At 44.8% G+C, this 12294-nt stretch carries 10 protein-coding genes; 7 read left to right on the forward strand and 3 right to left on the reverse strand.

What is annotated here, in order from left to right:
* The first annotated feature begins 6 nt into the window (after positions 1 to 6).
* Positions 7 to 1239 carry a GTPase HflX gene (gene hflX, locus D8S85_RS10930; protein WP_106480742.1) on the forward strand — a complete coding sequence of 411 codons (1233 nt, stop codon included), beginning with the start codon at positions 7 to 9 and terminating at the stop codon, positions 1237 to 1239.
* A 127-nt stretch (positions 1240 to 1366) separates the two neighbouring features.
* Here hflX and D8S85_RS10935 read toward each other — a convergent pair whose 3' ends face one another.
* On the reverse strand, positions 1367 to 2365 hold the full coding sequence (locus D8S85_RS10935; protein WP_106625029.1) for an IS110 family RNA-guided transposase: 999 nt from the start codon (positions 2363 to 2365) through the stop codon (positions 1367 to 1369).
* Between the two features lie 797 nt (positions 2366 to 3162).
* On the opposite strand from D8S85_RS10935, the gene D8S85_RS10940 reads away from it, so the two are divergent.
* Positions 3163 to 3873 (forward strand): energy transducer TonB, encoded by a 711-nt coding sequence (locus D8S85_RS10940; RefSeq protein ID WP_106480743.1) that lies wholly within the window; start codon positions 3163 to 3165, stop codon positions 3871 to 3873.
* A 50-nt stretch (positions 3874 to 3923) separates the two neighbouring features.
* Here D8S85_RS10940 and tyrS read toward each other — a convergent pair whose 3' ends face one another.
* Complete coding sequence (gene tyrS / locus D8S85_RS10945; protein WP_106480744.1) at positions 3924 to 5216, reverse strand: tyrosine--tRNA ligase; 1293 nt, start codon at positions 5214 to 5216, stop codon at positions 3924 to 3926.
* 77 nt (positions 5217 to 5293) lie between these two features.
* Positions 5294 to 5791 carry a CvpA family protein gene (locus D8S85_RS10950; RefSeq protein WP_106625078.1) on the reverse strand — a complete coding sequence of 166 codons (498 nt, stop codon included), beginning with the start codon at positions 5789 to 5791 and terminating at the stop codon, positions 5294 to 5296.
* Between the two features lie 224 nt (positions 5792 to 6015).
* Here D8S85_RS10950 and aspS point away from each other — a divergent pair, with 224 nt between their 5' ends.
* The 5 genes from aspS (at position 6016) to D8S85_RS10975 (ending at position 12276) form a co-directional block, all read left to right on the forward strand.
* The gene (gene aspS, locus D8S85_RS10955; RefSeq protein ID WP_106480745.1) at positions 6016 to 7761 is read left to right on the forward strand and encodes an aspartate--tRNA ligase; all 1746 of its coding nucleotides are present in this window, start codon (positions 6016 to 6018) and stop codon (positions 7759 to 7761) included.
* A gap of 101 nt (positions 7762 to 7862) precedes the next feature.
* Positions 7863 to 8987: a DNA polymerase III subunit gene (locus D8S85_RS10960; RefSeq protein ID WP_106480746.1), complete on the forward strand. Its 1125-nt coding sequence runs from the start codon at positions 7863 to 7865 to the stop codon at positions 8985 to 8987.
* 107 nt (positions 8988 to 9094) lie between these two features.
* Positions 9095 to 10516 (forward strand): PSP1 domain-containing protein, encoded by a 1422-nt coding sequence (locus tag D8S85_RS10965; RefSeq protein ID WP_106480747.1) that lies wholly within the window; start codon positions 9095 to 9097, stop codon positions 10514 to 10516.
* Positions 10517 to 10695: 179 nt separating this feature from the next.
* The gene (locus tag D8S85_RS10970) at positions 10696 to 11337 is read left to right on the forward strand and encodes a rhomboid family intramembrane serine protease (protein WP_394345045.1); all 642 of its coding nucleotides are present in this window, start codon (positions 10696 to 10698) and stop codon (positions 11335 to 11337) included.
* Positions 11338 to 11349: 12 nt separating this feature from the next.
* The gene (locus tag D8S85_RS10975) at positions 11350 to 12276 is read left to right on the forward strand and encodes a rhomboid family protein (RefSeq protein ID WP_106480749.1); all 927 of its coding nucleotides are present in this window, start codon (positions 11350 to 11352) and stop codon (positions 12274 to 12276) included.
* Positions 12277 to 12294 lie beyond the last annotated feature (18 nt).

The raw sequence follows: 12294 nt of genomic DNA on the forward strand, positions 1-12294 counted from the left end.
CTATTTATGAGCGAATATTTTTATACGAAGAAAGAAGCAGAAAAAGCCATTCTTGTAGGTGTAGCGCTACAATCAGAAAACATCAGCTATGACATAATGTGTGAATACTTGGACGAACTCGCGTTCCTAGCGGAAACAGCAGGAGCGGAAACCGTGAAAATATTCACGCAAAACTTGGATAAGCCGGTAACGGCCACCTTTATCGGTAAAGGGAAATTGGAAGAAATCAAAACATACGTCGAAGAAAACGACATCGACTTGATCATCTTTGATGACGAATTAAGCCCGACACAAATCAGAAATCTTGAAAGAGAACTAAAAGGAAGAAAAGTCCTTGACCGTACCAACCTTATCCTGGATATTTTCGCCAAAAGAGCCCGTACGGCGGAAGCAAAAGCCCAAGTTGAACTGGCACAATACCAATACTTACTTCCTCGTCTGACGGGTATGTGGACCCACTTGGAAAGACAAAAAGGAGGTATCGGACTTCGCGGTCCGGGAGAAAGCGAAATCGAAACCGACAGACGTATCATCCGGGACAAAATTACTCGCTTGAAAGAACAACTGGCCAAGATTGACAAACAGATGGTCACGCAACGTAAAAACCGCGGGAAACTCGTGCGAGTAGCCTTAGTGGGATACACCAACGTGGGCAAATCCACGCTCATGAACCTGCTAAGCAAATCGGAAGTATTCGCCGAGAACAAACTTTTTGCAACCCTGGACACCACGGTACGAAAAATCGCCATCAAGAACGTTCCGCTATTATTGGCCGACACGGTCGGGTTCATCCGTAAACTTCCCCATCACCTGGTAGAATCATTTAAATCCACGCTCGACGAGGTAAGAGAAGCGGATGTCATTTTGCATGTAGTCGACATCTCCCACCCCCAGTTCGAGGATCAGATCCGGGTCGTGAACGAAACTCTGGGCGAATTAATGAATCACTCCAAACCCACGATCACGGTATTCAATAAAATAGATGCCTTCACGTACACGAAAAAAGACGAGGACGACCTCACCCCCATGGAACGGAAAAACTATAGCCTGGAGGACCTGAAACAAATGTGGATGTCCAAACAGGAGGGAGAAACCGTGTACATTTCGGCTAAATCCAAAGAAAATATCGAGGAATTGAAAGAAAAGCTATACGATATAGTCAAAGACATCCATTCGGCACGCTTCCCGTTCAACGATTTCTTGTATCAAGACTTCGAGTTGGACGAAGAGGGCAAGTAAGCACGAACAAGACAAAAAACAGAGGGATTTGACCATTCCCCCTTCAAGGGACAGTCTAACAAGTCTTATTCCTATCAACAAGCTACCCCCTCCAACTCCCCCTATTCTTATGATTTATGCAAATATTTCATGAATAAACAGGGGTATAAAATTGATCTTTTTTGATGACAGCAAACATTCTCGCGATCAGCTTTGCCCTGATCGCGTTAATGACCGTCATCTTGTTCTTTCCTTCCTTAACCTTTCTCTCGTAATACGCCTTTAACTCACCAGACTTCCTTCCCGTGATCGACAAGGCAGCCATGTGTAACAACGTCTTGATTTGCTTGTTCGCCCGCTGGGATACCTTGTTCCTGGAATGTTGACTGCTTCCCGAGGTGTAACGGAAAGGTGCTACCCCGGCATGACAGGCGAACTTGCGGGGATCATCGAAGCGCGTGAACGCTTCTGTCTCGATGATCAAGCAAAGGGCGACACTCGGCCCAACCCCCTCGACTGATAGCAACAACTCCCGCTGACGCCAGAGAACACGGCAGGAACGGATAATTGTCTCGACGAGTAGATCGATATCTTTGATCAATTTTTCCAGCTCTTCTATCAACCGTTCCAGTCTTTGAGCCTTCTCTTGATAGACTCGATCAAGCATGAACTCTCGTTGGTCGGAGAGTTGCCCCTTGTACTTGGCCAAGTCCGACTTGTAAAGGTCTTGCTCGTTCCTTAACTGCTTGAGGCGCTCGATCTCTTCCCGAGGACGCTGGTAATAACGAGCGTTGTCACTGAAACGAGAGGCGTAGCGAGCGATTCGGTGAGCATCGACCTTGTCATTCTTCCCACGTGAGAAGCCCGAAGAATACTTGATCTGCGCTGGATTTTCAAGCCATAAACCACAAGAGAGAGACTGGCAAGCGATTGACAGGGGGAAGGTGTACTGCCCCGTGTGCTCGGCACAGACTAGCAGGTTATCGATCGAGGTTTTAAAATCAACCAAGAACGTTTCCAGGAAACGACGTATCGACGGGATGTTATTGTTTACTACTTCTTCAAGAACTATCGTGCCGTTTAGCAACACGCAAAAATCAAGTTTCTTTTTACTAACGTCTACCCCGATAAAATAAAAGTTTTCCATATCTTTGTGTTTAGCAATTTGAAGAGGGAAAGGATATTGAACGTCACCTAAAAACCTTAACAACAAGAAAGTTAATTTCTTATACAGGTCCCCGTTCAAGAAAGCCAAGGTGTCCAAATAGGGGGATGAAGCTGTTTTCAAACACAGCTCACGGTTCACACCTCGGTTTCCTTTCTTTCAAATTAGTTCATACTTTACAAATATAAATATTACTTTTTTATTCCATTTACTTTTCATGATACAAAGCTAAGGTTACACAGGGGGAGCGTTGATTACCAAGCGGTTTCCCCTCCTGTGCAAGGAGGGGTTAGGGGAGGTAGTCATTAAAAGACTGACTTGTTATACACACCTTTTTTTTATATTGAAAATCAACCGCATATATAATTAATGCAAATTCAATAGAAGACGTAAATTACTTTCTAGAGTATTACGGATATAGCACTAAAAGTATTCAATATCAATCGCATTATCTTGGGTTACAATGAACTTCTAATTGGACAATAGAATTACAAATCATTATTACTAGTGGATCACTTCCGAATATAAAGTTTTCAGTATGCTTATAAAACCCTATTAAAACGCTATTCCGTATAGCGTTTTAATAGCGTTCTAATAGCGTTTTAATAGCGCTTTACACGGTAGTGATCCGGATGCAAGTATGTATTAATCCTGACATCGCGTGTTAAATCGGATGTAATACCGGATTATTTCCCGATAAACTCCCATTCATTCATTTTGATTTTCAGCTATTTTTTTGTACCTTAGAGGTATAAGCTTAACCATCATAAATAAACATTATGGAAGTGAAAAAATCATCAAAGGCAAACCTCGAAAACAAAAAAGGAATCTTCTTCGAGATCGGACTAATCGTAGCGTTAGCCTGCATATTCCTTGCTTTCGAGTGGAAAGTCGACGTGAAGATGGAAGAAGGCTTCATAGTAATAAACACGGAAGAACAGTTGGACGAGGAAATCATACCCGTTACGCAACGGATGCAACAAGCACTTCCGCCACCACCTCCCGCACCTCGGTTAACCGACTTGATAGAGATCGTAGATGAAGAGATAAATCTAGATGACAACCTGGACATCATAGACGCGGAAGCCAACGTTGCCAATCACGGAGTCTACGACTTTAGCGGTACGGGTAGCGGGTACGAGGGTGAATACGGGTATGGAGATGAATATTCCGGAGAATCCGAAGTATTCGCGGTTGTTGAAGAGATGCCGAGATTCCCGGGAGGCAATGTACAGAAATGGATTACCAAACACATCAAATACCCGATGGTTGCCCAGGAAAATAATATCCAAGGCAAAGTTTTTGTACAATTTGTCATCGAGAAAGACGGTAGCGTTTCAAACGTGAATGTCACCAGATCCGTGGATCCTTCCCTCGACAAGGAGGCCATTCGTGTCATTCAATCCATGCCGAAATGGATTCCCGGAAAGCAACGAAAGAAACCGGTGAGAGTGTCTTTCACGGTTCCTATTAATTTCCAATTACAATAAACGAACAAAGGCTGCGTTGCAGCCTTTGTTCGTTTATCCCATCAACTCGCTTACTTTACCGTAATCAAGAAATAATTCTTTTTTCCACTCTGTAGAAGGATAAATTTGCCGTCAATCAAATATTCGGGAGTAACGACTAATTCTTGATCCTGCACTTTTTCCTTATTTATACTGATCGCGTTTCCTTTCAAAGCTCGCCGAGCCTCGCCTTTTGAAGACATCATGGAAGTTTTCTCTGCCATCAAGTCCACGATAGGAATCCCAGCCTCTAAATCCGTTCGTGCCACCTCAAATTGAGGAACCCCCTCGAAAACGGACAATAGCGTGTCTTCATCCAAACGTTTCAACACGTCGGATGTCGCGTTACCGAAAAGGATTTGCGAGGCTTCCAAAGCCGAATTATAAGCTTCTTCCCCGTGAATCAAGCAAGTCACTTCTTTTGCCAGCACTTTCTGCAGTTTTCTTAAATGCGGGGCCTCTTGATGCTCGGCAATCAAGGCATCAATCTCGGCCGGTGGCAATATCGTGAAAATCTTGATATACCGGGCAGCATCCTCGTCCGTGCTGTTCAGCCAGAACTGGTAGAATTTGTATGGAGACGTGCGCCGCGGGTCTAACCACACGTTACCGGACTCTGTTTTCCCGAATTTCTTCCCGTCACTCTTGGTCATTAATGGCCAAGTCAAACCATAAGCTTCTCCGCCATCTTTCCGGCGAATCAACTCTCCTCCCGTGGTGATATTCCCCCATTGGTCGGAACCACCCATTTGCAACAAGCAGTTATAATTACGACGCAAGTACAAGAAGTCATACCCTTGCACCAACTGATAAGTGAATTCCGTGAACGACATGCCGTTCGTTGAATCGGCACTCAAGCGTTTTTTCACGGAATCTTTTGACATCATGTAATTCACGGTGATGTGTTTTCCCACTTCCCGAATAAAATCGAGGAAAGAGAAGTTTTTCATCCAGTCATAATTATTCACCATGATTGCCGCGTTCGACTCGCTGGAATTGAAATCAATAAACTTGGACAACTGGGCTTTAATTCCCGCCATATTTTTCTGAATGGTATCCTCGTCCAACAAATTCCGTTCTAAGGATTTACCGCTGGGATCTCCAATCATGCCCGTCGCTCCACCTATCACGAAAATCGGTTTGTGCCCGGCCATCTGCAAATGTTTCATCATCATAACCGACACGAGGTGACCGATATGCAAGGAATCAGCCGTCGGGTCAATTCCGACATAAGCCGTCGTTTGCTCTTTTGCCAATTGTTCTTCGGTTCCCGGCATGATGTTATGGATCATCCCTCTCCATCTTAGTTCTTCAACAAAATTCATCGATTCTTAATTTTTAATTCGCCTTTGGCGAGTTATAGGTTAACAAGTTATGCGTTTTTCAACTCTTATCTTTTATCTTATTTTATCGTGTTTTCGTAAACACCATTTGCAAAGTTAACAAAAGGTTTGTACAACAAGCTATCACTTTTCGTTTTTGCCGAAATAAAATCATAACGCACGTCCAGCGCGTTCACGATGAAAAGTACCACGCTCACCACGATGGCCGCTTTCAACACCCCCATCACGATCCCGAACAACTTGTTAAACAATCCCAATGAAACCATATCTATCAACTTGGTCAACAATTTCCCAAGCAGGTGCATCAAGATAATAACCAGCAGGAAGGTCACGGCAAAAGCGATGTAATAGGCATAAGATTCCGGCAAGACCACGAAATCTTTCAAAAAATTCTCCACGTTCACGGCATATCTCAACGAGATAAAAACTCCCAGCACCAACGCAAATAACGTTGACATTTCAATAATCAACCCCTGGCTAAAGCCTTTATACGCCCCGTATAGCAACGGCAGCAATATAATCACATCAATGTAATTCACCGTTAAATTATTAATCACTTTATTCAAATTTCAAAGATAAGCATTTGTCCACGTTTCAACACAAAATCGGGATAATAATATTGAAAAAATCCGACAACATTTCCTTCTCAGCTTCTGTCGATCTTTCACTGATCACTTCATTTTCAGTATCCATACTTCAATTTTCAATTATTTATGCCTTAAACTGACAAATTCTTACTATTTTCGCACAATGTTTATGCCAGAATTAAAATTGAGAATTTATGTATAGAACACATACTTGTGGGCAGCTAAGAATGGAGAACGTGAATGAAAGCGTTTGTCTTAGCGGATGGGTACAGAAAGTACGGAAACTTGGAGCCATGACCTTCGTGGATCTTCGTGACCGTTACGGGATTACCCAATTGGTGGTCGAGGAGTCGGCTCCCGAAGAGATTAAAGCTAACGTGGCAAGGCTCGGACGTGAATTCGTGATCCAGGTAAAGGGTACGGTGATTGAAAGAGCCAGCAAAAACAATAAAATACCGACAGGCGATATCGAGATTATCGTGAAAGAATTGAATATTCTGAGCGAATCGGAAGTTCCGCCTTTCACGATCGAGGATCAAACCGACGGGGGAGATGAAATCCGGATGAAATACCGTTACCTGGATTTACGTCGCTCTTGTGTTCGCAAGAACTTGGAATTACGCCACCGCATGGCACAATTGACCCGGAATTATTTGAGTAACTTGAACTTTATCGAGGTGGAAACCCCGGTATTGATCAAGAGTACGCCCGAGGGTGCCCGTGATTTCGTGGTACCTTCCCGTATGAACCAAGGTCAATTTTATGCCCTGCCGCAAAGTCCGCAGACGTTCAAGCAACTGTTGATGGTTTCCGGCTTCGACCGTTATTTCCAGATCGTGAAATGTTTCCGGGACGAGGATTTACGGGCTGACCGTCAACCCGAGTTCACGCAGATCGACTGCGAGATGTCATTCGTGGAGCAAGAAGACGTGTTGGAGATTTTCGAAGGTTTGATCCGTCACTTGTTCAAAGAAGTTCGCGGTGTTGACATTCCCAAATTGGAGAGAATGACCTGGATGGATGCCATGGAACAATACGGCTGCGACAAACCGGATCTTCGTTTCGGGATGAAGATCGTGGATTTGACCGCTGTTGCCAAAGGGAAGGATTTTGCCGTGTTTAACGATGCAGAATATATCGGGGCCATCCGCGCACCTAAATGTGCCGGATATACCCGTAAACAACTGGATGAATTGACGGACTTCGTGAAACGCTCGCAAATCGGGGCCAAAGGTTTGGTTTACGTGAAATACAACGAGGACGGGACTTTCAAATCTTCTGTTGATAAATTTTACACGGAAGCCGATTTGAAAGTATGGGCAGAAGCCTGTGAGGCAGAACCGGGGGATTTGCTCCTGATTCTAGTCGGTCCGAAATTCAAGACTCTTCCCCAATTGTGCGAATTACGCTTGGAAATGGGGGACCGGCTGGGATTACGGGATAAGGATGTATTCAAACCCTTGTGGGTGGTAGATTTCCCCTTGTTGGAATGGGACGAGGAAACCCAGCGTTTCTATGCCATGCACCACCCGTTTACCTCCCCGAAGCCGGAGGATATTCCATTAATGGATACCGATCCGGGTAAGGTTCGAGCCAATGCTTACGACATGGTCATCAATGGCGTGGAGGTTGGTGGCGGTTCTATCCGTATTCACGATTCGGCATTACAATCCAAGATGTTCGATTGCCTGGGTTTCACTCACGAGGCCGCACAGGCTCAGTTCGGGTTCCTCATGGGAGCATTCAAGTTCGGGGCGCCTCCTCACGGTGGTATCGCGTTCGGTTTCGACCGGTTAGCCTCGATGTTTGCCGGGTTGGATTCCATCCGCGACGTGATTGCTTTCCCGAAGAACAATTCCGGGCGTGACGTGATGATTGATTCCCCCGCTGAAATCTCTCCGGAGCAGTTCAAGGAACTGGGAATTAAATTAGAAATTTAAAATTTAGAGTTTAGAATTTAGAATGAATAGAATCACTAAATCGAAAATTACTGATTCCCCAATCTAAAATCTAAAATCATTAAATCTAAAATTGATAAGCGGTGTTTTTTAAAGACGTCATAGGACATGAAGAGATAAAGCAACGACTGATTACTTCCCTGCAAACGGGAAGAATCAGTCATGCACAACTCTTTTCCGGCGATACGGGAGCGGGGTCGCTGGCCCTGGCGTTAGCTTTCACGCAATACCTTTTCTGCACGGGCGACAAACATGAAGATGCTTGTGGGGTATGTCCGGAGTGCAAGAAGATGCAGAAATTGATCCACCCGGATTTACATTTTGTCTTTCCCGTGGTAAAATCTGCCAAAATAAAAACACCGATCAGTGACGAGTATATCAACGAATGGCGCAATCTTCTGCTCAAAAGTCCATACATCGACATGGAAGAGTGGTTGGGAGCGATGGGCGACGAAAATGCCCAAGCCTTGATATACACGGAAGAAAGCGGGAATATTCTCCGAAAACTCAACTTGAAATCCTTCGAATCGGACTACAAGGTTATGATCATCTGGCTACCCGAAAAGATGAAAACGGAATGTTCCAACAAGCTTTTAAAGATATTGGAAGAACCCTATCCAAACACGCTATTTCTGTTAGTCACCGAACACGCCGAGGAGATTATCACCACGATTCTCTCGCGTACCCAGCGGATTAATGTACCCCCTCTGACCCAAGAAGACATAGCGGAACAACTGGTTCTTCAAAAACACTTGGTTCGGGAGTCGGCTGACCAAGTCGCTCACGTGGCATCCGGTAGCTGGTTGAGAGCCCTCCGTATGCTGAACGAGACCGACGAATCTATATACAACCAAGAGAAATTCGTGCAGATGATGCGTCTCTGCTGGGAACGGAAAATGCTTCCCGTCAACGAATTTGTCAACGAACTCGCTTCTCTCGGAAGAGAAAAGCAAAAAAGTTTCCTGATGCACTGCATCCGTATGTTACGGGAAAACTTTGTCAAAAACTTTGGTATTGAAAAAATAGTATACATGACGGAACGGGAGAAAACTTTCTCCACGAGATTCTCTCCCTACGTTCATGAAGGCAACATCATTCCCCTTTTCGATGAATTCGAACGCGCATACAGCGACATCATCCGGAACGGGAACGGGAAAATAATTTTCACGGATCTTTGTATCAAGGTGATGCAAAACATCAGACCGTGAGAAACATAAAGAATGAAAAGATATAAACTAAAATTGAACAATTGAAACCCGAAAATAAACATCACACTATTTTCAATTTTCAATTTTCAATTTTCAATGAATACAGTATGAGCGAGATTAACGAAGAAGAAGTACAAAATAACTCCGAAAATAAAAATATAAAGCAACAACCACAGGTTGTCCCCGTGATTGACCACCGCCTGCTGGCAGGGAAACTCACGGTCTATAACTGGATGGAAGATACCCCGGAAGGATGCGCTCCTTCTGACATCGTGGAAGTCCGGTTTAAGAATACAAGGAAGGGTTTTTATTTAAACAACAGCAACCTGAAGCTGAACATCGGGGACATCGTGGCCGTGGAAGCCGCCTTGGGGCATGACATCGGGATCGTATCTCTCACGGGTGAACTCGTGCGGGAACAGATGAGGCTGAAAAAAATTGATCTGGAACGTAATCCCTTGAGGAAAATATACCGCAAGGCAAAACCTCACGACATCGAAAAATGGCAACAGGCTATCGCCTTGGAACACGACACGATGATCCGGTCACGTGTCATCGCCGCCGATTTAGGACTCGACATGAAGATCGGGGACGTGGAGTACCAAGGGGACAAGACAAAAGCCATCTTTTACTACATTGCCAATGACCGCGTGGATTTCCGGAAGTTGATCAAGATTCTGGCAGAAACTTTCCACATCCGGATCGAGATGAAGCAGATCGGAGCCCGTCAGGAGGCGGGACGTATCGGGGGAATCGGGTCGTGCGGACGTAAATTATGCTGTTCCACGTTCATCACGAATTTTATTTCCGTTTCCACTTCAGCCGCCCGTTATCAGGACATCTCCTTGAACCCGCAAAAGCTGGCAGGCCAATGCGGCAAGTTGAAATGTTGTCTGAACTACGAGGTAGACGCTTATATTGACGAGCAAAAAGATTTCCCGTCCACCAACATCTGGCTGAACACGGGTGAAGGGATGCTTTATCACCAAAAAACAGATATTTTTGGTCGCAATATGTCCTACTCTTTCGACAAAGAAGGACGCGGTACGCTGATCAAATTGTCCGTTGCCCGCGTGAAGGAGATCATTGCCATGAATAAACGGGGACAAATTCCGGCAAAAGCCATCGAAGCGGAAAAAGAGGAACAAGTGAGTATCGGCTACACGGACGGGGTGGGAGAAGAAAGTTTGAATCGTTTTGACGAGAAAAAACAAAATCAAAGCAAACGAAATCATTCGAGAAATCGTAATAATCGAAAAAATAACCAGAAGGAAAACAGTAACACGAATAACGAGAACAAACCCAAGGAGAATCCGGGGAACAATACGGGAAACAAACCTGAAAACAGAAACGAAAACAGGCAAGGCAACAGACCTAAGCGCAGGCCCGAAAACCGGAATAACAATCAACAGGGCAATCGTTCCAACGAGAAACCGGCTAATCGTCCGGAGGGATCGAAAGTGTTGCGTAAACAAGACAAAAACAATAAACCGGAAAACAAGGAAAATAATAAACCTGCTGAACAATGAACAATTATAGGCCCTTCGCCGGGATCACTCCGGCGGTAAAAATCATCATCATTATCAACGTGCTCGTTTTTCTGGCCATTAACATGATCGGTAAACGGTCGGATGTCGATTTGGTTTATATACTTGGAATGCACTTGCCGCAATCCCAGTATTTCCATATCTACCAGTATATCACGCACATGTTCACGCAGGAAGGTCTTACTCACCTTTTCTTCAATATGTTTGCGGTGTTCATGTTCGGGCGGATATTGGAATCGGTATGGGGTACCAAACGTTTTATTATTTACTATTTTGTTACCGGATTAGGCGCTGCCGCACTCCACTCGCTGGTAAGCTTGTACGGTCTGCACAATATGCAGGAACAATTCTACGCATTCCAAAGTACTCCCGATGCAGGAGTCTTCGCGGAATTCGTGCGTTCTCATGTAAGTAATCCTAAATTGCTCTCGGAACTCATGCAATTCGTTGATGCCTGGAATGCCGCTCCTGCCAGTGCCCAATTTGCCGGACAGGCAGAATATTATATGCAAGGTATAATTCAAGTCTACACCAATGCCCCGGCGTTCGGAGCATCCGGTGCTGTCTTCGGCATATTGCTAGCATTCGGTATGTTGTTCCCGAACACGGAGTTGTACTTGATGTTCATCCCGATCCCTATTAAAGCGAAGTATTTCGTGCTCTTGTACGGTGCTGCCGAATTGTTCTTCGGTTTACAGAATTCGGTAGGTGACAACGTGGCTCACTTCGCACACTTGGGTGGTATGCTTTTCGGTTTCTTCCTAATCCTTTACTGGCGAAAACACAGCAAGAAGTTTTACTAGAAAAGACAGGTTATGTACAACAGGGCATATGGATCGAATTTTTCAGGTGGAATCTGGAATGGGATAAAGAACTCGTTCAAACAAGGAACGGCACTTACCCGCCTGATCTATATCAACATCGGTGTATTTATCATCATCAAGATATTGGAGGTATTCTTCGTGCTGGCCGGACAACGGGGATTCGAACAATTCCTGTTGCCTTACGTGGGTGTTCCCGCGCTGCCGGAACGTCTGCTTTACACGCCGTGGACAATCATTACCTATATGTTCACCCAGTTCGGTTTTCTACACTTGCTGTTTAACATGCTTTGGTTGTATTGGTTCGGTTCTATCTTCCAAAACACGTTTTCCAGCCAGAAACTTACGGGAGTGTATCTCCTTGGGGGAATTACCGGGGCAATCATTTACATGGCAGCCTACGCCTTGTTTCCCGCTTTCGAGATTGAACGTTACCAGTCGTGGGCCATCGGGGCCTCGGCATCCGTCATGGCGATCGTGTTCGCCGTGTGTACTTATCACCCGAACTACAAGATATACGTGTTTCTGATCGGCTCTGTGAAACTTATTCACTTGGCACTCTTCACGGCAGTGATAGACCTTCTAAGTATCCCCAGCGGTAACGCGGGAGGGCATATTGCCCACCTGGGGGGAGCCTTGTTTGGCTATCTTTTCACCTTGTCTCTCCGCCGCAATCTCGACTTGACCAAAGGATTGTCATTGCTCTTCACCAAGTTAGGTAACAGCCTCCTGTTCCGGAAGAAGACGATGAGAGTCAAATACAAAAAGAAAGTTTCCGAGATGAATGACATGGAATACAATGAATATAAAAAACGAAAAGGTGACCGTATCAACAGCATTTTAGACAAAATCTCCAAATACGGCTATGAAAGTCTGACGAGAGAGGAAAAGGAGATATTGTTCAAATCAAAAAACAATTGAAAAATCATAAATCTAAAA

The organism is Butyricimonas faecalis, assembly GCF_003991565.1.
Classification (GTDB): Bacteria; Bacteroidota; Bacteroidia; order Bacteroidales; family Marinifilaceae; genus Butyricimonas; species Butyricimonas faecalis.

What these genes read in the sequence shown, in the direction of transcription:
- hflX (WP_106480742.1), top strand. Translation starts at nt 7, where the DNA reads ATGAGCGAATATTTTTATACGAAGAAAGAAGCAGAAAAAGCCATTCTT.
- D8S85_RS10935 (WP_106625029.1), bottom strand. Translation starts at nt 2,365, where the DNA reads ATGGAAAACTTTTATTTTATCGGGGTAGACGTTAGTAAAAAGAAACTT.
- D8S85_RS10940 (WP_106480743.1), top strand. Translation starts at nt 3,163, where the DNA reads ATGGAAGTGAAAAAATCATCAAAGGCAAACCTCGAAAACAAAAAAGGA.
- tyrS (WP_106480744.1), bottom strand. Translation starts at nt 5,216, where the DNA reads ATGAATTTTGTTGAAGAACTAAGATGGAGAGGGATGATCCATAACATC.
- aspS (WP_106480745.1), top strand. Translation starts at nt 6,016, where the DNA reads ATGTATAGAACACATACTTGTGGGCAGCTAAGAATGGAGAACGTGAAT.
- D8S85_RS10965 (WP_106480747.1), top strand. Translation starts at nt 9,095, where the DNA reads ATGAGCGAGATTAACGAAGAAGAAGTACAAAATAACTCCGAAAATAAA.
- D8S85_RS10970 (WP_394345045.1), top strand. Translation starts at nt 10,696, where the DNA reads ATGTTCACGCAGGAAGGTCTTACTCACCTTTTCTTCAATATGTTTGCG.
- D8S85_RS10975 (WP_106480749.1), top strand. Translation starts at nt 11,350, where the DNA reads ATGTACAACAGGGCATATGGATCGAATTTTTCAGGTGGAATCTGGAAT.